This window comes from Nocardia sp. BSTN01 (assembly GCF_015354405.1).
Taxonomy (GTDB): domain Bacteria; phylum Actinomycetota; class Actinomycetes; order Mycobacteriales; family Mycobacteriaceae; genus Nocardia.
Map to the genome: position 1 here is coordinate 106,851 of NZ_JADKYP010000014.1, position 24,579 is coordinate 131,429.

Genomic DNA, 24,579 nt, shown 5'->3' on the forward strand with positions numbered 1-24,579 from the left:
GACCGACGAAGAAAGAGGAACAGATGCGCAAGCTCATCGCAGCGATGAAGATTTCGGTGGACGGGAAATACGAAGGGCCGGACGGATATGCGGACTGGGTGCACGGCTGGTCCGATGATTACGGAATCACTCCGCAGATCGACGCCTGTGTGCTCGGTAGCCGGATGTACGACGGCTACGAACCGTACTGGACCGCGATCGGCGACCACCCGGACGAACCCCTGCCCCAGACCGGCGCGGCGCCGACGCCAGGCGAGCTCGAATGGGTCGACTTCGCCCGGAAGACACCACATTACGTCGTCTCCACAACGAAAAGCGCTGCCGCATGGCCGAATACGCGCTTTCTGCGCGGACTCGACGACGTCGCGGCACTGAAATCCCGACCAGGAAAGGATATCTACCTCATGGGCGGCGCCACCCTCACCGGCGCCGCGCTCGACGCGGGCTTGGTGGACGAGATACGCCTGATCGTCTACCCACTCATCGCGGGAGACGGGCCGTCCCTGTTCGCGACCGCGAGTGTTCGCCATCCGCTCGAACTCCGGAAGTTCGAGCAGTTGCCCGAGGGCCGGCTGAGCTACGTCTACGACATCGGCTGACCGGCAACGAACGCCGGACCGCTACCGAGTGGCGGTCCGGCGTTCGACCCGCTGCGGCGTTTACGATGCCGTTCGCACCGGCGCCTGCTTCAGTTCGCGCAGCGCCGTGCGCAGCCCGCGGCGCTTGCCGGTCTCCGGGTCGACGCCGAAATGCGCCCGCATTCCGTCGCGAATCGCGAATCGCAACTCGGACGCGGTCTCCGGGGCATCATCGGAGGTCGCGGTGAGCAGGGCGTTGGGCAGCGCCAGTTTCGCGATCGTCCGGAACGACTGCAGATACTGGCGGCCGAGCGAACCGGTCGTGTACGGCAGGTCGTACTTGTCGCACAGTTCCCGGACCCGGACCCCGATCTCCTCGTAGCGGTTGCTGGGCAGGTCGGGGAACAGGTGGTGTTCGATCTGATGGCTGAGGTTACCGCTCATGAAGCGCATGAGCGGTCCGGCGCGAAAGTTGGCCGATCCCAGCATCTGTCGCAGATACCACCGGGGCTGATCCTCCTCCGCGAGCTCCTCGGTGGTGAATTTCTCCGCGCCGTCGGGGAAGTGGCCGCAGAAGATGACCATGTAGGCCCAGTAGTTGCGGATGAGATTGGCGGTGGCGTCGGCGGTCAGCGTCGTCTTCCAGTTGCGCCCGGACAACGCTGGGTAGATCAGATAATCCTTGGCCGCCTGTTTGCCGACCTTCGTCCCGATGATGCGCAGATCCCGGATCGCCTGCCGCCACGTCTTGTCCTTGCGGCGAATCTTCTCCACCTCGAGGTGGTGCAGCGCGACGCCCCATTCGAACAACGTTCCCAATGTCAGGTTGTACACCGGATTTCCGATGTTCCACCACTCCCACCGCTGGTCGCGGGTCACCCGCAGAATGCCGTAGCCGACGTCGTCGTCGCGTCCGACGACGTTGGTGTACTTGTGATGGACGAAGTTGTGCGAATGCTTCCATTGCACACTGGGACAGGTGGTGTCCCATTCCCAGGACGAGGAGTGAATTTCCGGATCGTTCATCCAATCCCATTGCCCGTGCATCACATTGTGGCCGAGCTCCATGTTCTCGATGATCTTGGCCAGTCCGAGCATCGCCGTGCCGGCGAGCCATGCGACCTTGCGATTGCTGAACATCAGCGTGACCCGGCCGCCTGCCGCGAGGGCCCGCTGCAGGGCGATGGTGCGATGGATGTAGCGGGCGTCCCGCTCACCGCGGGACTCCTCGATATCGCGGCGGATGGTGTCCAGTTCGGCGCCGAGCGCCTCGATGTCCTCGGGGGTCAGATGCGCGTAGGCGTCGATATCGGTGATGGCCATAGGGGCTCCTACAGATCGAGGGTGCATTCTCCGGACACGCTGCTGATGCATGTCTGGATTCGTTCTCCTTCGCGTCGCTCCGCGCCGGTGCGCAGATCACGCACATATCCCCCCGCCAGCGGGACGACACAGGTTTGGCAGATGCCCATCCGGCAGCCGAAGGGCATTCCGATGCCCAGATTCTCTCCGGCCTCGAGAAGTGTTGTGGCGCCGTCGATCTCCGCCTTCTTCCCGGATGCGGCGAAGTGCACCGTTCCGCCCTCGCCGCCGTGGTCGGTGCGGGCGATGGTGAATCGCTCGGTATGCAGCCGGTGGCGCAGTCCGCCCGCCTCGTAGTGCGATTCCATCTCGTCGAGCAGCGCCGGCGGGCCACATGCCCAGCAATGGCGTTCGCGCCAGTCGGGCACCCACTCGTCGAGCCGCGCGGCGTCGAAATTGCCCATTTCCCGGGTCAATTGGAGCGTCAGGTCGTAGCCGTCGGAGTTCTCGGCCCGGGTCTGCATCTCGTCCGCGAAGATGACGTCGTCGCGGGTGGGCGCCGAATGGATATGGCAGATGTCGGGCGCCTGCCCGTGCGCCTCGAGGGCACGCAGCATCGCGATCACCGGCGTGATCCCGCTGCCCGCGGTGACGAACAGCAGTTTGTCCGGCACCGGCTCGGGCAGATGGAAATCGCCCTTCGGCGCCGCCAGCCGGATGACCGTGCCCGGTACGACACCGTCGACCAGATGCGTCGACAGGAACCCGTCGGGATTCGCCTTCACCGTGATCGAGATGGTCTTGTCGTCGGCCCCGCCGATCGAGGTCAGCGAATACGAACGCCAATGCCAGCGGCCGCCGATCTGCAGCCCGATGCCGACGTACTGTCCCGGCGTGTAGCTCGTCGGAAAACCCCAGCCCGGCCGGATGATGACGGTGGCCGAATCGGCGGTCTCCTTGACGACGTCGACGACCTTGCCGCGCAGTTCCCGCGCGGTCCACAGCGGATTGACCAGGCGGAGGTAGTCGTCGGGAAGCAGGGGCGTGGTGGCGCGCGCCACCAGCCCGCGCACGACGTTGACTCGTGGCTTCTTGGCGCTGATATCGGCGGCAGGCCGTTTACTCCATTTCAACAGATCCATGGAAGCCCTCACTTCCGTGTACATCCGTACACTCGAAATGCCTGTGCCTACGTGCGGTCGTATACCACCTTCCCGCGCGGGTACACCGAAGTTCTCGAGGTTCCCCGAAATCGGACCCTGCCGGCCGGCCCTTCGCACGGCTGCCTCGGACATGTGCCCATTCGAGTGGACGACTGTGCGCCGAAAGGTCAGGCCGCGCGACCCGGGCCGGATCGGCCGCCCCGGGGTTCGTGCCGGTCGTAGGCTTGCCCCATGGCACACGATCGCGACACGGCGCACGACATCAAGCCTCGTTCCCGGGATGTCACCGACGGGCTGGAGAAGACCGCCGCTCGCGGCATGCTCCGCGCCGTCGGCATGGGCGACGACGACTGGGCCAAGCCGCAGATCGGCGTCGCCTCCAGCTGGAACGAGATCACCCCGTGCAATCTGTCGCTCGATCGCCTGGCCAAGGCGGTCAAGGAGGGTGTGCACGCGGGCGGGGGCTACCCGCTCGAATTCGGCACGATCTCGGTCTCGGACGGAATCTCGATGGGTCACGAGGGGATGCATTTCTCCCTGGTGAGCCGCGAGATCATCGCCGATTCCGTCGAGACCGTCATGATGGCCGAGCGGCTCGACGGTTCGGTCCTGCTCGCCGGCTGCGACAAGAGCCTGCCGGGCATGCTGATGGCCGCCGCGCGCCTGGATCTGGCGAGTGTGTTCCTCTACGCCGGTTCCACGCTGCCGGGCAACGTCGACGGCCGCGACGTCACGATCATCGATGCGTTCGAGGCGGTCGGCGCCTGTATGAAGGGGTTGATCAGCCGCGAGGACGTCGACCGGATCGAGCGCGCGATCTGTCCGGGCGAAGGCGCCTGCGGCGGTATGTACACCGCCAACACCATGGCCTCGGCCGCCGAGGCGCTGGGCATGAGCCTGCCCGGCTCGGCCGCGCCGCCCGCACCCGACCGCCGCCGCGACGACTACGCCCGCAAGTCCGGCGAAGCCGTGGTCGGACTGCTCCGCAGTGGCATCACCGCCCGCGACATCCTGACCCGCGAGGCGTTCGAGAACGCCATCACCGTGGTCATGGCGCTCGGTGGTTCCACCAACGCCGTCCTGCATCTGCTGGCCATCGCGCGCGAGGCCGGGGTCGAGCTGACCCTCGCCGACTTCAACCGGGTCGGCGACAAGGTGCCGCATCTGGGGGACCTCAAGCCGTTCGGCCGCTACGTCATGAACGATGTCGACCGGGTCGGCGGCATCCCGGTCGTGATGAAGGCCCTGCTCGACGCGGGCCTGCTGCACGGTGATGTGCTGACCGTGACCGGCGCGACGATGGCCGAGAATCTGGCGCACATAGAACTGGGTCTCGACGGGGACGTGATCCGCCCGCTCGATCGCCCCATCCACAAGACCGGCGGCCTGACCATTGTGCACGGCACCCTCGCGCCCGAGGGCGCGGTGGTCAAGAGCGCCGGATTCGACTCCGACGTCTTCCGCGGCACCGCGCGGGTCTTCGACGGTGAGCGCGCCGCGATGGACGCGCTCGAGGACGGCACGATCGGCGCGGGCGATGTGGTCGTCATCCGCTACGAGGGCCCCAAGGGCGGACCCGGTATGCGCGAGATGCTCGCCATCACCGGCGCGATCAAGGGCGCCGGCCTGGGCAAGGACGTCCTGCTGCTCACCGACGGCCGATTCTCCGGCGGCACCACCGGTTTGTGCGTCGGTCACGTCGCGCCCGAGGCCGTGGACGGCGGGCCGATCGCTTTCGTCGCCGACGGCGATCCCATCGTTCTCGACGTCGCCAACCGCATCCTCGACGTCGAGATCGACGAGGACGAACTCGACGCGCGCAAGGTCGGCTGGGAGCCGCTCGCTCCGAAGTACACCTCGGGAGTGCTGGCCAAGTACCGCAAGCTGGTCAGCTCCGCGGCCCACGGCGCCGTCACCGGCTGACGCCGACAAGGTCGTGGCCGTGCCGTAGCGTTGCGCCATGGCAACGTTGGTCAGTTTCCACGCCCATCCCGACGACGAGGCGATCACCTGTGGCGGGGTGATGCGCAAGGCGTACGAGCAGGGACACCGAGTGGTTCTCGTGGTCGCGACACGCGGTGAGCACGGCGAGGTGCCGGACGGATTCCTCGACGAGGGCGAGCCGTTGTGGCAGCGGCGGGTTCGCGAAACCCATGCTGCCGCAGAGATTCTCGGCGTCGCGCGGGTGGAGTTCCTCGGCTACGTCGACTCGGGGATGATGGGGACGCCCACCAACGACGCGGCCGGATCGTTCTGGACCGCTCCCGTCGAGGACGCCGCGCGGCGGCTGGCCGCGATCCTCGCCGAGGAGGACGCCGAGGTGCTCACCGTCTACGACGACAACGGCGGATACGGTCATCCCGACCATATTCAGGTCCACCGTGTCGGGATGCGTGCCGCCGAATTGGCCGGCACCCCACGGGTTTTCCAGAGCACCATGAACCGCGACGAGGTCGTGCGCGGTATGAAGGAGATCGCCGAGCAGGCCGGGGCCACGGGAATCGAGGCGCCCGATATCAGCGAGGTCGCCGAATTCGGCAAGCCGGAATCGATGCTGACCACCGCCGTCGACGTCTCCGCCTATCTGAGCCACAAGCGCGAAGCCATGCGGGCGCACCGGAGTCAGATCGACGAGCAGTCCTTCTTCCTCGCGATGCCGGATCCGGCGTTCGCCCGGGCATTCGGCACCGAATGGTTCATCCGCAGCGGTGCGCGACCGGACACCCTCGAAACGGATCTGTTCGCCTCTCGGTGACATCGCGGCCCGCGGTCCGGATCGGGACCGCGGGGCCGACGGTGGGACCTCTTCGATTACGTCCGGTCCGAGGGGGCGTCGAGGACGTCGAAGCCCTTGTAATCAGCTGCCGCCACCTCGGCGATGAGCTCGCCGTACACGCCGAATCCGCCGACGAAGGGCATGAACACCCGCGGCTTGCCCGGCACGTTCGTGCCGAGGTACCACGAATTAGCTTGCGGCATCAGAGTTTTCGCCGCTCGGTCGGCGCATTCGGCGACCCAGGCCGACACCGCGTCCGGTCGCGCCTCGAGAGCGGCCGCGCCGCGGCGGTCCAGGAAGTCGATCGCGTCGGCCACCCAGTCCACGTGCAGTTCCGAATGCAGCACCATATTGGCCAGGACCGAGGGACTGCCGGGCCCGGTGAGGTTGAACAGATTCGGAAAGCCGCTGATGCCCAGGCCCAGATAGGTTTTCGGGCCCTCGCGCCACGCCTCGTTCAGGGTTTCGCCGCCGCGGCCGACGATGTTCATCTTCGCGACCGATCCGGTCATCGCGTCGAAACCGGTGGCCAGGACCAGGGTGTCGAGCGCGTAGTGCGTGTCGGTGGTGTGCACGCCCGCGGCGTCGATCCGCTGGATCGGTGTGGTGCGCAGGTCCACCAGTTCGACGTTGTCGCGGTTGTAGGTCTCGTAGTAGTTCGTATCGGTGCAGATGCGTTTGGCGCCGATCGGATGGTCGCGCGGAATCAGCAGGTCGGCGACGCGCGGATCGTCGATCACCGCGCGCACCTTCTGCTCCCAGAACAGTCGCGCCGGCTCGTTCGCCTCGGCGGTCACCATCTGATCCGGGAAGGTCTTGCTGAACAGCACACCGCCGAGTTGCCAGCGCTCCTCGTAGGCGTCGTGGCGCTCCTGCTCGGAAACCTCGAGGGTGTTCTTCGGATGCGGCCGGTGCGGTGAACCCCCACCGCTGGCCATCGACAGCCGCCGCCGCTCCGGATAGCCGGCCTTCTGCTCGCGGCGCGTCTGCTCGTCCAGCGGCGTATTACCGGCGGGCACACTGTAATTGGGTGTGCGCTGGAAGACGTACAGTCGCTCCGCCTGCTCGGCGAGATGCGGAATGGCTTGGATGCCCGAGGATCCGGTGCCGATGACGCCGACCCGCTGACCGGTGAAGTCGACACCGTCGGCGGGCCAGCTGGAGGTGTGCAGCAGCCGGCCGGCGAAGGTCGGCAGCCCGTCGATGGCCGGGGTGTTGGCATTGGACAGCGGACCGGTGGCCAGCACGACGAACCGAGCCGTCACCTCGGCGCCGCTGTCCACGCGGACCCGCCAGCGCACTGTGTTCTCGTCGAGCACGATATCGGTTACCCGCGTGCCGAATTCGATGTCGCGGCGCAGATCGTAGCGGTCGGCGACATGTTCGAGATAGGACAGGATCTCGGGCTGGGTGGCGTATTTCTCGCTCCAGTTCCATTCCTGCTGCAGGGCGTCGTCGAACGAGTACGAGTAGTCGACGCTCTCGACGTCGCAGCGCGCGCCCGGGTAGCGGTTCCAATACCACACGCCGCCCACGCCGTCGCCGGCCTCGAACGCCCGCACGCGCAGACCCTGCCCGCGCAGCCGGTGGATCGCGTAGAGCCCTGCGATGCCTGCGCCGACGATCACCACATCGACGCCGGTACGGATATTCCCAGTGGACGATGTCGTCTCGGGGGTCACAGTCGGATACCTTTCGCCGGAGACCTGTTTCTCCGCCTTCGACGCTAAGAAGGGCCGCGGCTTCCGGGCAGATGTCGTCCCGCTGACCGGCGTTCACGGCGGTCCGGCTCCCGATGACCGGGACGCGCGCTGCGCCGGGCATCGGCACCGGGACCACCGGGGCCGCTGCGGTCGCAGACCAGGCGACGGGCAGTAGCTCGGCGCCGTTGACACGGTGCGTTCGCGGTGGTTGAGTGGGTTTTAGCGTGTAGCCAGCGGGTAGCTTTGCAGACTGTCGAAGTGCCCGGGAGTGGCCTGTCGCTTCATTCGCCGAATCAGGTATCGACCATGATCATTCTCGGAATCATTCTCCTCGTCGTCGGCTTTCTGCTGAAGATCCACATCATCTGGATCATCGGAATCGTGGTCCTCGTCATCGGTTTGGTGCTGCTGGCCCTGGGCTCGATGGGTCGTGCCGTCGGCGGGCGACGCCACTACTACTGACGCCGGTGCCGGCCGCACGCCGGAACGCCCGAGCGAGTTCGAGGAGTCGAGATGAGTACCACCACGATCGTCGTGATCGTTGTTGTCGTGGTTGTGGCGATCCTGGTCATCGCCGCGCTTGCCCGGGTGGCCGTGGCTCAACGTAAGGAACATCGCCGCGCGGAGGCCGCGGAGATCCGCGAGAAGGCGACCGAGCGTTCCCACGAGGTCGGCCGTCGCCAAGCCCTCGCCGACGAAACCGCGGCCAAGGCCCGAGCGGCGTCCGCCGAGGCCGACATCAAGTCGGCGCAGGCGGCAGGTCTGAAGGAACAGGCAGCCGCGCACCACAACGAGGTCGCGAGCTCGCGCGACGAACTCACCCAGGAGTTCCAGCGCGCCGACAAGGTGGATCCCGACGCGCGAACCCGCGAGCCGGGCAAGGACGCCGAGCGCGGTCGCACATCCGGAGCCGAGGCCGCGCGAAACGATGCTCATCGCAGCGATGCTCCGCGAAACGACGTTCCGAGAGCCGACCCCACCGAGGGACGCTGACACCTGCCGCCGTCACCGCGGACACCGGTGCGCTCACCGCCCCCACAGCGCGCGGTGGGCGCGCGGCCAGAACTCGAATCCGGCGGTGGCCAGACCGCCGAGGCCGATCACCAGCACCGCCGCGTCGACGCTGGTACGCCCTTCGCGTGCCCAGTAGACGTCCTCGAGGTCGAGCAGCAGCGCCAGTTCGTCGACGATCAGGGCCGAACCGGCGCCGTAGGAGGTGGCCACCACCGGATGGCGGCGGGCGCGCTCGGTGCCGCGCAACGCCACCAACCCCACCGCCGCGAGCGTCGCGATCCCGATGTTGTAGTGGTGAAAATGCTTGCCGCCCAGACTGATTCCGCCACCGCTGGGCCCGTGGCCGGCGCGGATCCAGTGCGTGAGGGCCCGCGTGGTCCCGAAGGTCGCCGTGAACGCGGCCCACGCCCACACCGCCGACCGCTCGCCGGGGCCCAGCGTCTCGACCCACGCGCGTCGCACCGCGCGGCCGCGATGCTGGGCGGTGGCCAGGGCGCCCATGCCGTCTCGATCGGTCACCCTCTCATGGTCGTCCGGCGCCGCGGTCCCCATGCGGTATTCGGCAAATTCCCAGATAACGCGGTTGGTGTCCGTATCGGCTGGTCCATGCCGGTAGAAACCGAGCAAAGGCGGACATACGATCGAAGCAGTGCCCGAGCGGGCGAGCAGGTGACGAATGGGAGCACCGCATGAACGACCATCCGGAACACACGCCCCGGGTCACCGCTTTCCCGCGCATCGACGACTATTCGTTCATCTCCGATTCCGAGGTCACAGCCCTGATCGCGCCCAGTGGCGCCATCGAATGGATGTGCTTGCCCCGCATGGATTCCCCCAGCGTCTTCGGCGCGATCCTCGATCGCTCCGCGGGGTCGTTCCGCTTCGCGCCTGACGACATCGCGACCCCGGCCGATCGCCGGTACATCCCCGGCACGATGGTCATGGAGACGAGCTGGCGCAGTGGCGAAGGATGGGCAACCGTGCGCGACGTCCTGCTCGTCGGCCCGTGGCGGCACCAGCAACCCGGGCGCAGCGCGCACCGCCGCGCGCCCACCGACTACGACGCCGAACACATCCTGCTGCGCATCGTGCACTGCGAGACCGGGCAGATCCAGTTCGTGCTCGACTGCCAGCCCGCCTACGACTACGGGCGAGCGCGCGCCACCTGGGAATACCTCGACAGCTACCACCTGGCCCAGGCCGACGCCGACGGTGTCGATCTGCCGTTGCGGCTGACCACCGATCTGCGCCTGGGCATCGAGGGCTCGCGCGCGGTCGCCCGTACCCTGCTCAAGAGCGGCGACACCCGCTTCTGTGCGCTGTCGTGGGGCAGCCGGGAGGCTCCCGAAACCGTCGAGGAGGCCAATCGGCGCCTGGTCGGGACCGTCCATCACTGGCGGCACTGGCTGGCCGGCGGCCGGTTCCCGGACCATCCCTGGAGCGCCCAGCTCACGCGCAGCGCGCTGACCCTGAAGGGCCTGACCTTCGCCCCGACCGGCGCCATCGTCGCCGCGCCGACCACGTCGCTACCGGAAACCCCTGGCGGAGAACGTAATTGGGATTACCGCTACACCTGGGTCCGGGACTCGGCCTTCGCGCTGTGGGGCCTGTACACGCTGGGCTTCAACTGGGAAGCCAACGACTACTTCTCCCACATCATCAATCTGGCCGAGAACGCCGAGGACATGCAGATCGTCTACGGCATCGGCGGCGAAACCGACCTGCGCGAACACACCCTGGACAACCTGCGGGGCTACGAGAACGCCGCCCCGGTGCGGGTCGGCAACGACGCGTATCGCCAACGCCAGCACGATGTCTGGGGCGCGGCGCTGGACTCGGTCTACCTCTACGCCCGCCATCAGGATCAGATCGACGCGCGCACCTGGCCGCTGCTGCGCTGGGCGGTCAAGAGCGCGCTCGCGGTGTGGCGCGAACCCGATCACGGTATCTGGGAAGTGCGCGGCAAGCCGCAGCATTTCACCTCCAGCAAGGTCATGTGCTGGGTCGCCGCCGACCGTGGCGTGCGACTGGCCCGCATCCACCAGGACTTCGAACGTGCCGCGCGCTGGCAGCGCGCGGCCGACGAGATCCGCGCCGACGTCTGCGCCAACGCCGTCGACTCGCGGGGCGTGTTCACCCAGTACTACGGCAGTGCGGCGCTGGACGCCTCGACCCTGCTCATCCCGCTGGTCCGGTTCCTTCCTCCCGACGACGAACGCGTCCGTAAAACGGTGCTGGCCATCGCCGACGAACTGACCAGTGACGGGCTCGTCCTGCGCTATCGCACCGACGAAACCGACGACGGATTCGCCGGGGCCGAAGGCACGTTCACCATCTGCTCGTTCTGGCTGGTGTCCGCACTCTCGGAAATCGGTGAGAACCACCGCGCCAAACAGTTGTGCGAAAAATTGCTCGGCTACGCCAGCCCGCTGGGCCTCTACGCCGAGGAGATCGACCCGGTGACGGGTCGGCACTGGGGCAACTATCCCCAGGCGTTCACGCACCTGGCGTTGATCAATGCCGTCATGCACGTCGTCCGGGACGAGCAGATCGAGTTGCGTACCGCACTCGGAGGAGAGTCCATCGCCCCCCGCCTCGACGACGGCATGCACGCCGGCGGCTACATCCATATCTAGGCTGGTGTGGTGCGGCTGGACCACGCGACTCTCGACGCTCGCCTCGACGCCATCGCCCGGCAGCCGTTTCGGGCGAAGTTCCACCTGCGCGCACCCGAGATGGAGTTCGTCGCGCTGCGCGGCATGACGGTGGTGCGCGCCCAGCATGCCACCGCCACCTGCTGTCGCGGCTGTCTGCAGCGCACGCACGGCATCGCCGAAGGCCACGAACTGACCACGCGGGAGCGCGAATACGTCGTGGACATCATCTGCCGCTGGATCGAAGCGGAGTGCGCTCGCCGGTAGGGTCGCGACCGCCACCGTCCGGTTCGATGCGCCCTGGGCGGGTACGTGGCCGGTATGCCCCATTCCTTGAAGCGCGCCGTCAGTACGCCTCTGCTGTACTTCTTCATCCTGGGCGACGTGCTCGGAGCCGGGGTCTACGTGCTGATCGGTTCCGTCGCCCAGGCGTCGGGCGGTGCGGTGTGGCTACCGCTGGCCGTCGCGCTCGGCATGGCCACCCTCACCGCGGCGTCGTATGCCGAACTGGCGACGAAGTATCCCCGCGCGGGCGGCTCCGCGCACTATGCGACGCGGGCGCTGGGACCGGCCGCCGGCTCACTGGTCGGCTTCTGCATGCTCGCCGCGGGGGTGGTATCGGTGGGAGCGCTGGCCCGGGCGTTCGCCGGTGACTATCTCCAGGCGCTCGTGTCCGCGCCGACCGCGCTCGTCATCGTCGTCTTCCTGGTCGCGCTGGCGGCGCTCAACATCCGCGGGATCAAGGAATCGTTGCGCGCCAATGTGGCGGCGAGCCTTGTCGAACTCAGTGGGCTGGTGCTCATCATCGGCCTGGGCGCGTGGATCCTGCTGCGCGGTGACGCCGATCCCGGCAGGCTCACCGAGATCGGCACCGCGGAACACGGTCCGGTCGCGGCAGTGCTCGCGGGTACGGTGCTGGCCTTCTACTCCTTCGTGGGTTTCGAGACCTCGGTCAATCTCGCGGAGGAGGTGCGCGATCCGCGCCGCTCCTACCCGATCGCGCTGTTCGGCGCCCTGCTCACCGCCGGGGTGGTGTACGTACTGGTCGGTGTGGTCGCCAGCGCCGCCGTGCCGACCGATCAACTGGCGCGGTCGAGCGGTCCGCTGCTCGAGGTGGTGCGCCGCGCCGGCGGCGTGCCCGACCGGTTGTTCAGTGTCATCGCACTGGTCGCCGTCGCCAACGGCGCGTTGCTGACCGGCATCATGGCCTCGCGGCTCACCTACGGCATGGCTCGCGACGGACTGCTGCCGGCGGTGCTCACCCGCCTGCTTCCCGGCCGTCGCACTCCCTGGGTGGCGGTGGTGGTGACCTCGGGAGCATCGATCTTCCTCGCGCTCACCGGCGAGGTCGCGGTGCTGGCCGAAACCCTGGTCCTGCTTCTGCTCGTCGTCTTCGCGGCGGTCAACTGCTCGGTTCTGCTCGAGCGTCGCCATCCTGTCGATACCGACCACTTCCGTGTCCCGACGCTCGTGCCCGGGCTGGCGCTGGCCTGCTGTCTCTACCTGTTCACCCGCATCGACGCCGGGATCTGGGCGCGCGGCCTGATCCTGGTCGGCTTGGGTGCCGTGCTCGCGCTGGTGAACGGCCTGCGCACCCGCCGCGCCCACCCGGATCGGCAACCGTTGACTTCACGCTGAGCAAATACCTGGTGTTCGAGGCCGACGGGAGTCACGATCCATGCGCACATGTGAATGTCCGCACCTACCCCGACGAAGGGCGCGATCATGACCGTCACAGATGAGCTTCTGGCCAACAATGCCGACTACGCAGCACAGTTCAGCGGACCGCTTCCGCTGCCGCCGAGCAAGCACGTCGCCGTGGTGGCGTGCATGGACGCGCGGCTCGACGTCTACCGCATCCTCGGACTCCAGGAGGGTGAGGCCCATGTCATCCGCAACGCGGGCGGGGTGGTGACCGACGACGAGATCCGTTCGCTGGCCATCAGTCAGCGGTTGCTGGGCACCACGGAGATCATCCTCATCCATCACACCGACTGCGGCATGCTGACCTTCACCGACGACGAATTCAAACGCGGAATCCAGGACGAGACCGGCCTGAAACCAGGCTGGGCGGCCGAGGCTTTCGACGATCTGGATGTGGATGTGCGCCAGTCGATCCGGCGCATCGAGGCCAGCCCGTTCGTGACGAAGACGACCTCACTGCGCGGATTCGTCTTCGACGTCGCCACCGGCAAACTCCAGGAGGTCCTCGCCTGATCCCGAGCAGGCAGTAACTCCCGGCGTGTCCGGGACAGGGCGGTCCGAGCGTGCCGCCGCGGCGGTCGATCGTCCGAAAACGGTTGTGGTATCGGATGTTTCAGATCCGGGACGGTGGTCCGGCGCGGCCCTGCTGCTGCCGGGGGTGGCGCCTCGGGTCCTGGTCGGCCTGCCGGTCCCGGTCGCCGGCGTGCTGGCCCTGGCCGTCGCCGTGCAACTGCTGCTCCAGCAATCCGATGCCGACTACCGCGTCGGCCCGGCGACATACGTGTTCGCCCTCAACGAGGGACACCGCTTCCACCACCTCAAATGGGCCGGTGTGGGGGACGTGAACTTCGGGCTCTTCACGCTGATCTGGGATCACCTCTACCGGACCTACTCCTACGATCCGGCGCACCGATTCAGCTCCGGCGAACTCGGTATGGCGGCGAAACCGCACTATCCCACCGCCTATTCGGCGCAACTGCGCTACCCCTTCACCCCGGACGGAGGATGCTGAGCCGAGGGTCGGTAGTCACCCGGCCTGCGGTGTCCGGCCGGATTCGGGACGGTGCCGGAGTCCGGATACGGCCGGATCCGCCACACCGACCTCGAGGCGGACGCGATCCTGATAGAAGCCGATGTGGTCGCGGATCAACGCCACCTCCGGATAGGGATCGTGATACTCCCACGCGATCGGCTCGTCGCTGTCGGCCGGGCGCCAATACCGGGCCCAGCCCTTGAAGGGGCAGCGGGAGGTGAGCTGTTCGTCCAGGATGAGCAGGTCGAAGCGGATATCGGCGACCGGGATGTAGAACACGATCCCGTGGTCCTGTTCGGCGACGAGCAGGCTCGCGGTGGTCTCGGCCAGTACCCGATCGTCGTGCAGGACGCGGACCAGATTGCGAATTCGCCGCACGTCGACGCGATAGTCGGGCCAATCGGCGAAGCCGGACGATTCCATATGTTCCTCCGATGTGTTCCCCCGGATGGCCGGTGGTCAGAGTACGGTGCCGGCGCGGGTGCGGGCGGCGGTATCGGCGGTCCGGAACGCGCGCACCATCGCGTGCACGCTGTAGGACGCCATCAGTCGTCCGTCGGCGGCGTGTACCCGTCCTTCGCTCTGGGCGTGGCCGCGTCCGGCGTAGACGACGCGGGTGCTGTACAGCAGCCACTGCGTCACATCGGCGTCGTCGTGAAAGGTGATGGTGGCCATGGTGATTCCGGTCGAGATCGCGGAATGGGCCATCGATTCACCGTAGTCGGGATGCGGGCGCAACGCGGCGGCCACCGTCCAGTGCGCACACGATTGCGCCAGCAGCGCCGCATGCAGACAGCCCGCCTCCGGCGCGTCGCGGTATCGCGTCCACACGAACAGTTCCGGAGGGCCGACGTGTCCGGGGTCGGGACTGTACCCGTCGCCGGCCACGCGCATGTCCCGGCCGTCGACCTCCGTGCCCGGAATATCCAGCGAGGCCAGCTCTTCCGGCGGTTCGACGTTCGGCATCGGCGCCGCCGAACGGATCAGATCGGGTGCGCCGGCGTCCAGCAGGACGGTGCCCGCGCACCGCAGGGTGTCGTCCTGCCGGATCCGCACCTGGGCCGTGCTGTAGGTGCGACCCGAGTGCAGCACCTCGACGTCGACGTCCAGCGGTGCGTCGTGGGCGGCGACCCGCGAGAAGATCATCGACGCCGACACCACGCGCTGCCCGGGTACCTCCTTGGCGGCCGCCACGATCGCGTCGCCGAGCATCTGGCCGGCCTCGACGACATTGCGGACGGTCGGACCGTGCGCGGGGGCGACGTAATGACCTGCGCCCCAGGGACGTACGTCCATCAGGCGCAGCAGCTCGGCTTGGCTCCACGGTGGCCCGCCCGGGCCCGCTCCGGCTTGCGGATCGTCGACCATCGGACCCCTCGCGTATATGACGTTCTCGCTATAGGAGAGTCATATTAACAAAGGGTCGTGTGTAGTATCACGAGCTCCGCTGCAATTCGGCCAGCGCATCCGCCAGGTGTGTGGTGAGGTCCCAGACGTCGGGAACCGCCTCCGGGCAGGCGACGATACCGAAATCGAGGTGCCCGTCGTAGGACATCACGGTGATGTTCAGGCTGCCGGACAGCTCGGTGAGCACCGAGACCGGATAGCTGGCCAGCACGCGGATCCCGTCGAGATACAGCGGAATCTGCGGTCCCGGGACATTCGAGACGATCAGGTTGACCAGGGGAAGGGTGGGGGCGACGGCCCGCAGCAGCGCCCGCGTCGGCAGGCCGTGCAGGGCCGGGGTGAGCAGCGTGGTCAGTTCGTGCAGCAGCGTGGGTGGCTGTGCGCCGAACCGGTCCTTGGCCACGAGCAGATTGTTGTGCAGCAGTTTCAGCCGGGCATGCGGATCGTGCTCACCGATCGGCAGCGGGGACAGCATGAGCGAGAACTGATTTCCCGCGGTGCCGAACTGTTCGGGCGTGCGCACCGAAACCGGGATCGCGGCCAGCAGCGGCCGGTCGACGGGGATTTCGCGGTCGAGCATCCAATTGCGCAGCGCCGAGGTGCACAGTGCCATCACGACGTCGTTGACCGTGCCGTCGATCGACTTCTTGATCGCCTTGACCGCATCCAGGGGCAGCGAGGTGTAAGCGACGCTGCGGGTCGTGGTGAGCGGGCGGTTGAACGCGGCGTCGTCGTGTTTGGCGCGGAAGGCGTCGCGGGTGCGCAGCAGCGTCGGGACCGCGTCGAGGGCGGCGCGTGTACGGGCCGACTGGCGGGTCACCGCCTTGGGAGCGCTGCGGGCCAGCATCTCGATCATCGACGGCGTGCGGTCGCGGCGGATACCGGCTTCGGGAGGCGGTGTGGCCGTGGGTGTTTCGGAGATGTCGAGGATCGCCCCCATGATCTCCGCCGCGGACACACCGTCGATCACCGCGTGGTGCACCTTCGTGTAGACCGCTTGGCGGCCGCCCGAGAGCCCGGAGATCAGATGGCATTCCCACAGCGGACGGGACCGGTCGAGCGGCTGGGCGTGGCGGCGGGCGACATAGTCGGCGAGGTCGGCGTCGGTCGCCTCGTCGGGCAGTCGCACCTCGCGCACATGGAAACCGAGGTCGACGGTGGCGCAGTCGTCCCAGTACGGCTCATCGAGGCCCAGTGGCACGGTGCGTACCCGGCGGCGCAGCGGCGCCACCAGGTGCAGCCGGGCGGCGAACAGCCGCCGCAGGGTGCCGACATCCAGCGCGCCGCGTGCCGAGCGGCCCGAGTCGAGCAGCATGACGGCGCCGATATGCATGGGCGCCGAGGCGGTTTCGCTGTCCAGCAGATGCAGGTCCAGGGCGCTCAACTGCCGCGGCGGTCCGGATTCCGCCGCGGCGGGGATCGTCGTCGACGGCGGCGTCGCCGCGCGCTGCGATCCGGTGGCGAACGACTCGCCCGGCGTCCGGAGATGGACGGTGGTCCCTTCCGCGTGCGAGACGGTGCTGTGCGAGACGGCCATCGTTACCTCCCGGGGGACGGTCCGGGGCGGTTCACCGGCGGCACGGGTGCACCGGATCGAGCCCGGACAGCTGGGTGGCGCCTCGGCGAGGCGCCCGACGGTGTTCGCACGGCGCTGGTCGAACGACGAGTCGTCTCGATGTCCGAGACGTGCCAGCGAGTCTAGGGGCGATCGCGGCCGCCCGGGCTTCGCCGAGAATTCGAGCCCGTAAATTGTGTGCAAACACTCGATGTGGATCGGCGCGCGCGGACCGGACCCGCACACGTCTGTCGATGCGTCCCGCAGCGTCGGACGGCCGGGTACGATGGGTAAATGCCTTCGCGCAGCGTGCATTTCGTGGGGAGCTTCCCCGCCGCGAGTACGGATGAGGCGATGCGGGCGATGGCGGACAGTGCCGGTCCGCTGTTGCACACCCTGCCCACCGGCGAGACCCGCCGGTACGAGTACTACGTCCGGCCGATCCTGGAACACCTGGTCACTCAGGGCGCGCTCGAGGTCACCCGGGCGGGGGAGTGGCGGACTCGGCGCGATCGACCTCGATACCGTGTACCGGAGGGCCGGACGGCGACCGGGGACGGGATGGAGCTCGGATATTCCGGGGAAGCCGCCGAGGCGCTGCCGATCTTCTCCGCCGTGCGCGCCGATCTGGGCCGGCCCGAACTCGCGTTGCAGATCGGCATGCCGACCGATCTCACCCTGGCGTTCGTCGCCTTGGGGCCCAAGGGAATTCGCTCCGAGCGCACCGCGTTCACCGAGGCCACCACCCGAGAGATCGCCGCCATCGCGCGGACGGGCGGGAACGATGTCGTCATCCAGTTGGAGGCCACCGCGGAACTGGTGGCGATGGCGCTGACCCAGCCCGCACACCGCATGGTGGAGCGGCTACTGGGCTCGGGCCGGGGAATCGCGGCGCTCGCCGCCGCGGCCCCGGAGGGCACCCGGATCGGCGTGCACCTGTGCCTGGGCAGCCTGCACAACAAGGGCGTGCCGCTGCGCACCGCCCGGCCGTTCGTCGACCTGGCCAATTCCGTTGCGCGGCAATGGCCCTCCGGACGCACGCTGGAGTACGTCCATGTTCCGTTCGCCGCGGGCGACAGACCGCCGGCTGCGGAGTCCCGGTTCTACGCACCCCTCGCCGATCTGTCCCTGCCCGCCGGCACCCGCTTGTACGCGGGTGTCGTGCACGATATGCCCACCGAGGATGAGCAGCGAAAGACACTGCACACCATCGAGAATGCGCTGGGCCGCCGCGTCGACGGCGTCGCCTGCGCCTGCGGGCTCGGCCGTCGTCCCCGTGCCGTCGCGGACGCGCTCATGGCGCGCGCCGTGACACTGGCGGGTTCGTGACGGGCCGACCGTCGTCTAGCCGGCTTTGTTGTAGGCCTCGACGATGTCCTTGTGGATGCGGCCGCGGCTCGAGATCTCGTAGCCGTTGTTGCGCGCCCACTCCCGGATGGCGGCGGTCTGCTCGCGGTCCGGGGTCGTGCGTGCGGCGCCGGACTTGACGGCGCCCTTGCGGTTTCGGCCGACCTTGCGGGCGGACTCGGTCCACTGCTCGAAGATCTTGCGCAACTTCTCGGCGTTCTTGGTCGACAGGTCGATTTCGTATTCGACCCCGTCGATGCCGAAGTGCACCGTCTGGTCGGCATCGGACTTGCCGTCGTAGTCGTCCACCAGCTCGACGATGACCTTCTTGGCCATGAAAACCCACCCTCCACTCAGCTCTTATGTGACGCGGCGAAAATGCTAATCGAGTTCGCGAGAGCGTCGTTGAGCAGGGTGAGAACAGTGGCTCGCGAGTCGGTTCGAGTCACGGGCGGAAGATCGCGCGCACGCACCCTTCTCGTTTGTTCTTGAACAGGTCGTACCCGCGCACGGCGTCCTCCAGCGGGAGGTCGTGGGTGATCAGATAGGACGGATCCAGGTCGCCCTGCTGGATGTAGTCGAAGATCCGGCGGACATAGCGCTGGCCGTGCTGTTGTGCGCTGCGGATCGTGAGACTCTTGTTGGTGACGACGGCCATCGGGAACTTGTCGGTCAGGCCGTAGATACCGAGCACCGACACCACCCCGCCCTTGCGGCAGGCGAGGATCGCCTCGCGCAACGGTGTGGCGCGGTCGGTTTCGAGTCGCAGGAGTTGTTTGACGCGGTCGTAGGCGTGCTGCAGTCCGGTGCCGTGCCCCTCCATGCCCACCGCGTCGATGCAGGCGTCGGGGCCGCGGCCACCGGTCAGCTCGGCAATGGTGTTCTGGACGCTGTCCACCGCGGTGTAGTCGATGGTTTCGGCGTCGAAGTGCTTGTGCGCCAGCGCCAGGCGTTCGCGATAGCGGTCGATCACGATCACGCGTCCGGCGCCGAGCAGCCGCGCCGAGTGCCCGGCCATCAGCCCGACCCCGCCGCTGCCCCAGATCGCGACCGTATCGCCGGGGGAGATGTCGCAGAATTCGGCGCCCATCAGTCCGGTCGGCACGGCGTCGGAGACGAACAGCGCCTGTTCGTCGGTGATCTCGCCGGGGACGGGGAAGCAGTTGACATCGGCGAAGGGGACCCGCACGTATTGGGCGTGGGAGCCTTGGTATCCGCCGAAGGGGTGGGTGTAGCCGTAGATGCCGGCGGTCGGGTAGCCGAGCACCGGGCGTTGCAGGTGGGCGTTGGGGTTGGTGGTGTCGCAGGCGGCCCACAGGTCGTGATCGCAGAACCAGCAGGAGCCGCATCCGATGAACGAGGGCACCACCACCCGGTCGCCGACGCCGCGGTGGGTGACCTCGGAGCCGACGGCGACCACCTCGCCGACGAACTCGTGCCCGAAGACGTCACCGTGCCGCATTCCGGGCAGATAGCCGTCGATGAAATGCAGATCCGAGCCGCAGGTGGTGGTCAGGCGGACCGCCACGACGGCGTCGTGCGGGTTGACCACCGAGGGGTCGGGCACGGTCTCGACGGCGAGATCGTTGATCCCGTTCCAGCACAGTGCGCGCATGAATCGTTCCTATCCGTGCGAATTCCTAGTCGTCCGAGCCGGTCCGCGCGCTCGGATTACCGGCGAGGGTCGGTATCTCGCCCGTCTGCAGCAGCGCCCGCGCGCGGTAGAGCGCCGCGAACGCGGCGGTGTCGGTGAGTACGTCGGGCAGTGGCGCCCGCACGGACAGGGTCACTTCGGTGCCGAGCCCCTGCGGCGCGTCGTCGAAGTGCACCTGCAGGTAGGTGCCGGGCGAGTCGTCGCCGGTACCGGTGAAGCGCAGCGTGCCCGGCTCTTCGGCGAGTGTGGTTGTCCAGGTGACGGTTTCGCCGTCGTCCGGGCCCAGCCGCCACACGTATCGGTTGCCTTCGGCACTGTCGTCTCCGGCGCCTTCGGCTGTGTGCACCGAAGCCATCTCCCCGAACACCCGGGAAAGCAGCTGCGGATCGTGCCAGAGCCGTTCGACCTCCCCGCGCGGGCGCCCGATCGTCACGATCTGCGGGTGTCCGCGACCCGAGGCCGCGCCGACAGCTTTCGTGACCACGGCGCCGAGCCGATCCATGACCGCATCGGTGACATTCATCCGGGCCTCCTCGCCGGTCGCTTCGCTGGCGAGCTACCCGGCGCCGCCGGGGGTAAACGCCAATTGCCGGAAGGTCGCGGAGAGTCCGTAACCGTCTCAGTCGCAACTTTTCCGAGTGGTAAGGTCTCGCCGCGCGGTGTCGTCACCACGGGTTCCGGATCGGCGGAGCGCCCGTGAGCCCTACCGAATTTTCCGAAATGTCTTTCTTTCACAAGATTGCCGAGTTAGGTTCTCCGCTACGCCGGACACTCGGCGGATGAGAAAGTCGGAGGACACCGTGGAATTTCTTGGCTCTGTCGCTGGCATCCTGCAGATGGTGATCGGCACCATCCTCGCCAACACCGGTTCGGGTGGCTCCGGCTCCGGTTGGTGAACCGTGACGGATTCGGCTCGCTACCGGCGAGCCGATCCACCGCGCGGGTGTCGGCGGCGTCGCCGACTCGGTCATTGGTCGAGCGCATGCTCCGGTTGGCAGACGTGCATCGGTGACGGCAGGTACCGGACCATCGCGTCCAGCAGTGCGGCGGTGTCGCCGGTGTACGGCGACGCATCGCAGAGGACGGGCACGGCGTCGCCGATCCGGGTGAGGCGGCGGATCCGGTCGTACAGCTGTTCCGGCGGCAACTTCCGGGTGCTCGGCACGTGGGGTCGCGCGGTGTCCTGCGCCAGCACCGCGTGGACGAGTTCGTGATACCGCTGTTCGGCGACCGGCCAGTGGCTGCCGAAGAATGCGACGGCCATCGGTTCGAGTGCCCACATCGGGATCAGATCGATGACTCCCTCGAATTCGGCCCCGATACCGAGTGGAATCTGCACCGTCAGCGGCACCGCTCCGCGCGTGGCGGCGACGGTGCGCACGCAGCGGCCGAAATCCGCGGCCTGATGGTCGAGTCCGTGCACCAGGCACAGGCGGGCGACCTGATGGTCGTCGGCCACGCGCAGAATCGTCTCGAGTCGCGGCGTGCTCGCCGCGGCCGCGTTCATCAGCGCGACCACCCCGTCGGCCGTCCGCACGGCCCGTTCGAGTTCCGCGATCGGCGCCCGGCTCGACAGTTCGGTGAGGCGAACCGTGTGCTCGACGCGGTCGGTCACCCAGTCGACGGTGACCGCTGAGTGGGACCCGTTTCCGGCGGGCCGGCGGCACAGCCGGCCGAGGAGCGCTGTCGTCTCCCCGGGTTCCCCGACGATCGTGACGTTGCGAATTGACTGCGGGTCAATGATTTTCATGCCCATCGCGGTGTGGTACTCCAGATCGACTCGAGGGTGGGGGCCATCCTCGATCCGGTCACACCGTACCCGGGCGCGCGCATCGGCGGAGCGGATTTCCTCGCCAAAATAGAACGTGTTCCTATATCGTCGGCGCTGTGCAGAAAGAACAACGCCCCGCCGTGGAAGGCTGGTTCACTGCGGACGACGGCACCGTACGCCTCCAGGGAAGTCGCTGCGAGGTCTGCGGCACGCCGTACTTCCCGCGGAACACGCTGGCCTGCCGCAACCCGCAGTGCGCGAGCCCGAAGGACGGATCCGAACTGGCCGAGTATCTGTTCTCCACGCGAGGCCGGATCTGGTCGTACGCGGACGCCCGCTACAAACCGCCCGCACCCTATGTCTCGCCGGATCCGTTCGAGCCGTACGTCGTCGCGGCGGTGGAGCTCGAGGAAGAGCAGATGGTGATCCTCGGGCAGGTCGTGCGCGGCCTCACCGTGGACGACCTGGCCGTCGGCATGCCGGTCGAGCTGGCGCTGGGCGTGCTGTACGAGGACGAGGAAGCGGAGCACACGGTGTGGATGTGGAGGCCGGTCGATGCCTGACAACGATCGCGATATCGCCGTCCTCGGTGCGGGTATGCACCAGTGGGGCAAATGGGGACGCAATTTCGTCGAATACGGCCTGGTGGCCGCGCGGGCGGCGCTGGCCGATGCCGGCGTCGACCACCGCGATGTCGGCTACATCGCCGGCGCGGACACGATCCGCAACGGCTACCCCGGATTCGTGTCGGGCGCGACCTTCGCCCAGGCCCTCGGCTGGTCCGGCGCCCGGATCTCGAGCAGCTACGCCGCCTGTGCCTCCGGCGCCCAGGCCATCGCCAACGCACGGGCCCAGATCCTGGCCGGGCTCACCGATGTGGCGCTCGTGGTCGGTGCGGATGCCGCCCCGAAGGGGTTCTTCCAGCCGGTCGGCGGTGAACGCCGCGACGATCCGGACTGGCTGCGTTTCCATCTGCTCGGCGCCACCAACCCCATCTACTTCGCGCTCTACGCGCGCCGGCGAATGGCGCTGCACGGGGCCACGCTCGACGATTTCGCCGCCGTCAAGGTGAAGAACGCCAAGCACGGCCTGAACAACCCTTACGCGCGCTACCGCAAAGAGGTCGCGGCCGAGGAGGTCGCGGCCTCCGCGATCGTCTCCGATCCGTTGCGGCTGCTCGACATCTGCGCGACCAGCGACGGCGGCGCCGCGCTGGTGCTGACGTCGATGGACTACGCCCGCCGCCACGGCATCGCCGATCCGGTCCGCATCCGGGCGCTGTCGACGGTCACGCCGACCTTCCCGAAAACCGTGCTCGACCTGCCGGATTTCGCGACCGACTCCGCGGTGGCCTTCGATGCGCCCTCGCGGTCGTTCCGGTCCGCGATCGCGGACGCCGCCTACGAGGAGGCCGGACTCGGTCCCGCCGATCTGTCCTTCGCGGAGGTCTACGACCTGTCCACCGCGCTGGAGCTGGACTGGTACGAAGACATCGGGTTGTGCGAGATCGGCGGTGCGGAGGACCTGTTGCGCAGCGGCGCCACCACTCTGGGCGGACGCGTGCCGGTGAATCCCAGCGGTGGCCTGGCCTGCTTCGGTGAGGCCATCCCGGCGCAGGCGATCGCTCAGATCTGCGAACTCACCTGGCAGTTGCGCGGCCAGGCCGACGGCCGTCAGGTGGAGAACGCCCACGCCGGTATCGCCGTGAACCAGGGCCTGTTCGGCCACGGTTCGGCGATCATCGCCACCCGCTGAACCGGCCGCCGGACACGAGCAGGTGATCGCGGCTCTCGGCCTACCCGCGTCGAGGGCCGCGATCGTGCGCGCCGCATCACCTGATCACGGGATATGCGCCTGAGCGCCAATCCTCGAACCGCCGGCGGATGCTTTCGACCATCGGCAGCCGATCCACTTCGTCGGGTGTGAACCAGGAGACCTCATGGGACTCGTCCGACACTGCGAGGGTTCCACCGACCGGCTTGCCAAGGAGGCAGATGGAAAACTCCTGGCGAACCTCTCCGTCGTCATAGGCGAACACATGGCGGGGATTGGTATATGTGCCGACAATGCCTATTATCTCGACCTCCAACCCGGTCTCTTCTTTGGTTTCTCTGATACCGCACTCGGCCAACGACTCCCCGAGTTCCATCTTTCCGCCAGGGAGGGCCCATAGGCCGTTGTCCACCCGACGTTGCAGCAGGACGTTCCCGGAGTCGTCCACCACGACGACCGACGCCGCCGGCACGAGCGAGTTGGGCTCGGGTGCGTTGGGGTCGTCTTCGTAGTCAATCCGTCCCATTGCCCGGTGTCTCCTCCCAGATATCGCGTCCACGTGTCCAGAGCTCTTCTACGTGCTCGATGAAGCGGTCGAACATGCCGTCATCTTGTTCGCGTCGGACGTGCAGCATGGGTGCGTCATGGCCCACATGCCGCGCGAGTATCGGGGTCACGATCATGTCGTTGTCGAATCGGAACACCGACAGGTTGACGTGCCCAGTGCCGTAACGCGCTTGGATGCCGTCGTTTCCGCGCAACTTGGTCAGCTCACCAACGGTGACGGCGATGCGTGTGGAGAGAGTGAGTGGAACAGCCTCTTCTGCTTCTCGATCGCGGGTGGCCTGACTCTGCGGGTCACCGATAAGGAAGCGGACGCGGCACCCGTCGGTTGCTTTGCGAAGCAAAAGCTTCCCCAGGTTCGCATGCTCCAGCCAGACGAAGTAGTTGGTGTATCCCGCGAAGATGATTTCGTGCGTAGCGCCGTGCATCAGTGAGCGCCATAGGGATTGCGGTGCGGCCGATCGGTACGGCCAAACTTGCACGATCTCTCGGTCGGGGCCAGTCTTGAGACTCACCCGCACTGCCGAAGGCCACAAATCAGCCTCCTCTACTCCCAGGGTGTCACACACGGTCAGGCGATG

25 protein-coding genes and 1 pseudogene are annotated in these 24,579 nt (G+C 67.6%); 13 read left to right on the top strand and 13 right to left on the bottom strand.

The window, feature by feature from the left end:
• Positions 1-23 precede the first annotated feature (23 nt).
• Entirely contained in the window at positions 24-599 is a 576-nt protein-coding gene (locus tag IRT45_RS14615; RefSeq protein WP_194806394.1) for a dihydrofolate reductase family protein, read from the top strand.
• A gap of 60 nt (positions 600-659) precedes the next feature.
• Here IRT45_RS14615 and IRT45_RS14620 read toward each other — a convergent pair whose 3' ends face one another.
• Both IRT45_RS14620 and IRT45_RS14625 read right to left on the bottom strand, forming a co-directional pair.
• Entirely contained in the window at positions 660-1,901 is a 1,242-nt protein-coding gene (locus IRT45_RS14620; RefSeq protein ID WP_194806395.1) for a fatty acid desaturase, read from the bottom strand.
• 8 nt (positions 1,902-1,909) lie between these two features.
• Positions 1,910-3,022, bottom strand: a complete 1,113-nt coding sequence (locus IRT45_RS14625) for a ferredoxin reductase (protein ID WP_194806396.1) — start codon at positions 3,020-3,022, stop codon at positions 1,910-1,912.
• A 252-nt stretch (positions 3,023-3,274) separates the two neighbouring features.
• On the opposite strand from IRT45_RS14625, the gene ilvD reads away from it, so the two are divergent.
• Positions 3,275-4,966 (top strand): dihydroxy-acid dehydratase, encoded by a 1,692-nt coding sequence (gene ilvD / locus IRT45_RS14630; protein WP_194806397.1) that lies wholly within the window; start codon positions 3,275-3,277, stop codon positions 4,964-4,966.
• Positions 4,967-5,003: 37 nt separating this feature from the next.
• Complete coding sequence (locus IRT45_RS14635; protein WP_194806398.1) at positions 5,004-5,798, top strand: PIG-L family deacetylase; 795 nt, start codon at positions 5,004-5,006, stop codon at positions 5,796-5,798.
• Between the two features lie 56 nt (positions 5,799-5,854).
• On the opposite strand, the gene IRT45_RS14640 is transcribed toward IRT45_RS14635, so the two are convergent.
• Positions 5,855-7,501, bottom strand: a complete 1,647-nt coding sequence (locus tag IRT45_RS14640; RefSeq protein ID WP_194806399.1) for an NAD(P)/FAD-dependent oxidoreductase — start codon at positions 7,499-7,501, stop codon at positions 5,855-5,857.
• A gap of 327 nt (positions 7,502-7,828) precedes the next feature.
• On the opposite strand from IRT45_RS14640, the gene IRT45_RS14645 reads away from it, so the two are divergent.
• The gene (locus IRT45_RS14645) at positions 7,829-7,984 is read left to right on the top strand and encodes a DUF6131 family protein (protein ID WP_167669911.1); all 156 of its coding nucleotides are present in this window, start codon (positions 7,829-7,831) and stop codon (positions 7,982-7,984) included.
• A gap of 51 nt (positions 7,985-8,035) precedes the next feature.
• Complete coding sequence (locus IRT45_RS14650) at positions 8,036-8,515, top strand: hypothetical protein (RefSeq protein WP_194806400.1); 480 nt, start codon at positions 8,036-8,038, stop codon at positions 8,513-8,515.
• Positions 8,516-8,548: 33 nt separating this feature from the next.
• Here the strand turns inward: IRT45_RS14650 and IRT45_RS14655 are convergent, their stop codons facing one another.
• A complete protein-coding gene (locus tag IRT45_RS14655) occupies positions 8,549-9,037 on the bottom strand; it encodes a hypothetical protein (protein ID WP_194806436.1) in 489 nt (162 codons plus the stop codon).
• A gap of 188 nt (positions 9,038-9,225) precedes the next feature.
• Here IRT45_RS14655 and IRT45_RS14660 point away from each other — a divergent pair, with 188 nt between their 5' ends.
• The 5 genes and pseudogenes from IRT45_RS14660 to IRT45_RS14680 all read left to right on the top strand — a co-directional run.
• Positions 9,226-11,172 (top strand): glycoside hydrolase family 15 protein, encoded by a 1,947-nt coding sequence (locus IRT45_RS14660; RefSeq protein WP_194806401.1) that lies wholly within the window; start codon positions 9,226-9,228, stop codon positions 11,170-11,172.
• Positions 11,173-11,181: 9 nt separating this feature from the next.
• A complete protein-coding gene (locus tag IRT45_RS14665) occupies positions 11,182-11,457 on the top strand; it encodes a DUF4186 family protein (RefSeq protein ID WP_309240964.1) in 276 nt (91 codons plus the stop codon).
• A gap of 54 nt (positions 11,458-11,511) precedes the next feature.
• On the top strand, positions 11,512-12,828 hold the full coding sequence (locus IRT45_RS14670; protein ID WP_194806402.1) for an APC family permease: 1,317 nt from the start codon (positions 11,512-11,514) through the stop codon (positions 12,826-12,828).
• Positions 12,829-12,915: 87 nt separating this feature from the next.
• Entirely contained in the window at positions 12,916-13,407 is a 492-nt protein-coding gene (locus IRT45_RS14675) for a carbonic anhydrase (protein ID WP_194806403.1), read from the top strand.
• 142 nt (positions 13,408-13,549) lie between these two features.
• Positions 13,550-13,906 (top strand): annotated as a pseudogene (locus IRT45_RS14680) (sterol desaturase family protein); the annotation flags it as partial.
• 15 nt (positions 13,907-13,921) lie between these two features.
• On the opposite strand, the gene IRT45_RS14685 reads toward IRT45_RS14680, so the two are convergent.
• The 3 genes from IRT45_RS14685 to IRT45_RS14695 form a co-directional block, all read right to left on the bottom strand.
• The gene (locus IRT45_RS14685) at positions 13,922-14,350 is read right to left on the bottom strand and encodes a DUF427 domain-containing protein (RefSeq protein ID WP_194806404.1); all 429 of its coding nucleotides are present in this window, start codon (positions 14,348-14,350) and stop codon (positions 13,922-13,924) included.
• Between the two features lie 36 nt (positions 14,351-14,386).
• Positions 14,387-15,295: an acyl-CoA thioesterase II gene (locus tag IRT45_RS14690; RefSeq protein WP_194806405.1), complete on the bottom strand. Its 909-nt coding sequence runs from the start codon at positions 15,293-15,295 to the stop codon at positions 14,387-14,389.
• A gap of 67 nt (positions 15,296-15,362) precedes the next feature.
• A complete protein-coding gene (locus tag IRT45_RS14695) occupies positions 15,363-16,871 on the bottom strand; it encodes a wax ester/triacylglycerol synthase family O-acyltransferase (protein WP_194806406.1) in 1,509 nt (502 codons plus the stop codon).
• Positions 16,872-17,183: 312 nt separating this feature from the next.
• Between IRT45_RS14695 and IRT45_RS14700 the strand changes: the two genes are divergently transcribed.
• Positions 17,184-18,218: a hypothetical protein gene (locus tag IRT45_RS14700; protein WP_194806407.1), complete on the top strand. Its 1,035-nt coding sequence runs from the start codon at positions 17,184-17,186 to the stop codon at positions 18,216-18,218.
• A 15-nt stretch (positions 18,219-18,233) separates the two neighbouring features.
• Here IRT45_RS14700 and IRT45_RS14705 read toward each other — a convergent pair whose 3' ends face one another.
• The 4 genes from IRT45_RS14705 to IRT45_RS14720 form a co-directional block, all read right to left on the bottom strand.
• On the bottom strand, positions 18,234-18,572 hold the full coding sequence (locus IRT45_RS14705; RefSeq protein WP_039779716.1) for an Lsr2 family protein: 339 nt from the start codon (positions 18,570-18,572) through the stop codon (positions 18,234-18,236).
• A 109-nt stretch (positions 18,573-18,681) separates the two neighbouring features.
• Positions 18,682-19,851, bottom strand: a complete 1,170-nt coding sequence (locus tag IRT45_RS14710; RefSeq protein WP_194806408.1) for a zinc-dependent alcohol dehydrogenase — start codon at positions 19,849-19,851, stop codon at positions 18,682-18,684.
• A gap of 25 nt (positions 19,852-19,876) precedes the next feature.
• Positions 19,877-20,413 carry an SRPBCC family protein gene (locus IRT45_RS14715; protein ID WP_194806409.1) on the bottom strand — a complete coding sequence of 179 codons (537 nt, stop codon included), beginning with the start codon at positions 20,411-20,413 and terminating at the stop codon, positions 19,877-19,879.
• Between the two features lie 444 nt (positions 20,414-20,857).
• Complete coding sequence (locus IRT45_RS14720; RefSeq protein WP_228534341.1) at positions 20,858-21,640, bottom strand: hypothetical protein; 783 nt, start codon at positions 21,638-21,640, stop codon at positions 20,858-20,860.
• Between the two features lie 161 nt (positions 21,641-21,801).
• On the opposite strand from IRT45_RS14720, the gene IRT45_RS14725 reads away from it, so the two are divergent.
• Positions 21,802-22,224: an OB-fold domain-containing protein gene (locus IRT45_RS14725; RefSeq protein WP_194806438.1), complete on the top strand. Its 423-nt coding sequence runs from the start codon at positions 21,802-21,804 to the stop codon at positions 22,222-22,224.
• Positions 22,217-23,416: a lipid-transfer protein gene (locus IRT45_RS14730; protein ID WP_194806411.1), complete on the top strand. Its 1,200-nt coding sequence runs from the start codon at positions 22,217-22,219 to the stop codon at positions 23,414-23,416. Before IRT45_RS14725 ends, IRT45_RS14730 begins: the two co-directional genes overlap by 8 nt.
• Positions 23,417-23,492: 76 nt before the next feature.
• Here IRT45_RS14730 and IRT45_RS14735 read toward each other — a convergent pair whose 3' ends face one another.
• Positions 23,493-23,960: an NUDIX hydrolase gene (locus IRT45_RS14735; protein WP_194806412.1), complete on the bottom strand. Its 468-nt coding sequence runs from the start codon at positions 23,958-23,960 to the stop codon at positions 23,493-23,495.
• Positions 23,947-24,513 (bottom strand): DUF5919 domain-containing protein, encoded by a 567-nt coding sequence (locus tag IRT45_RS36835; RefSeq protein ID WP_309240965.1) that lies wholly within the window; start codon positions 24,511-24,513, stop codon positions 23,947-23,949. The genes IRT45_RS14735 and IRT45_RS36835 overlap by 14 nt, the downstream gene beginning before the upstream one ends.
• Positions 24,514-24,579: the final 66 nt, after the last annotated feature.

Bases quoted from the DNA above. Each gene is read 5' to 3' on its own strand.
- IRT45_RS14615 (WP_194806394.1), top strand. From the start codon at position 24: ATGCGCAAGCTCATCGCAGCGATGAAGATTTCGGTGGACGGGAAATAC.
- IRT45_RS14620 (WP_194806395.1), bottom strand. From the start codon at position 1,901: ATGGCCATCACCGATATCGACGCCTACGCGCATCTGACCCCCGAGGAC.
- IRT45_RS14625 (WP_194806396.1), bottom strand. From the start codon at position 3,022: ATGGATCTGTTGAAATGGAGTAAACGGCCTGCCGCCGATATCAGCGCC.
- ilvD (WP_194806397.1), top strand. From the start codon at position 3,275: ATGGCACACGATCGCGACACGGCGCACGACATCAAGCCTCGTTCCCGG.
- IRT45_RS14635 (WP_194806398.1), top strand. From the start codon at position 5,004: ATGGCAACGTTGGTCAGTTTCCACGCCCATCCCGACGACGAGGCGATC.
- IRT45_RS14645 (WP_167669911.1), top strand. From the start codon at position 7,829: ATGATCATTCTCGGAATCATTCTCCTCGTCGTCGGCTTTCTGCTGAAG.
- IRT45_RS14650 (WP_194806400.1), top strand. From the start codon at position 8,036: ATGAGTACCACCACGATCGTCGTGATCGTTGTTGTCGTGGTTGTGGCG.
- IRT45_RS14655 (WP_194806436.1), bottom strand. From the start codon at position 9,037: ATGGGCGCCCTGGCCACCGCCCAGCATCGCGGCCGCGCGGTGCGACGC.
- IRT45_RS14660 (WP_194806401.1), top strand. From the start codon at position 9,226: ATGAACGACCATCCGGAACACACGCCCCGGGTCACCGCTTTCCCGCGC.
- IRT45_RS14670 (WP_194806402.1), top strand. From the start codon at position 11,512: ATGCCCCATTCCTTGAAGCGCGCCGTCAGTACGCCTCTGCTGTACTTC.
- IRT45_RS14675 (WP_194806403.1), top strand. From the start codon at position 12,916: ATGACCGTCACAGATGAGCTTCTGGCCAACAATGCCGACTACGCAGCA.
- IRT45_RS14685 (WP_194806404.1), bottom strand. From the start codon at position 14,350: ATGGAATCGTCCGGCTTCGCCGATTGGCCCGACTATCGCGTCGACGTG.
- IRT45_RS14690 (WP_194806405.1), bottom strand. From the start codon at position 15,295: ATGGTCGACGATCCGCAAGCCGGAGCGGGCCCGGGCGGGCCACCGTGG.
- IRT45_RS14695 (WP_194806406.1), bottom strand. From the start codon at position 16,871: ATGGCCGTCTCGCACAGCACCGTCTCGCACGCGGAAGGGACCACCGTC.
- IRT45_RS14700 (WP_194806407.1), top strand. From the start codon at position 17,184: ATGCCTTCGCGCAGCGTGCATTTCGTGGGGAGCTTCCCCGCCGCGAGT.
- IRT45_RS14705 (WP_039779716.1), bottom strand. From the start codon at position 18,572: ATGGCCAAGAAGGTCATCGTCGAGCTGGTGGACGACTACGACGGCAAG.
- IRT45_RS14710 (WP_194806408.1), bottom strand. From the start codon at position 19,851: ATGCGCGCACTGTGCTGGAACGGGATCAACGATCTCGCCGTCGAGACC.
- IRT45_RS14715 (WP_194806409.1), bottom strand. From the start codon at position 20,413: ATGAATGTCACCGATGCGGTCATGGATCGGCTCGGCGCCGTGGTCACG.
- IRT45_RS14720 (WP_228534341.1), bottom strand. From the start codon at position 21,640: ATGAAAATCATTGACCCGCAGTCAATTCGCAACGTCACGATCGTCGGG.
- IRT45_RS14730 (WP_194806411.1), top strand. From the start codon at position 22,217: ATGCCTGACAACGATCGCGATATCGCCGTCCTCGGTGCGGGTATGCAC.
- IRT45_RS14735 (WP_194806412.1), bottom strand. From the start codon at position 23,960: ATGGGACGGATTGACTACGAAGACGACCCCAACGCACCCGAGCCCAAC.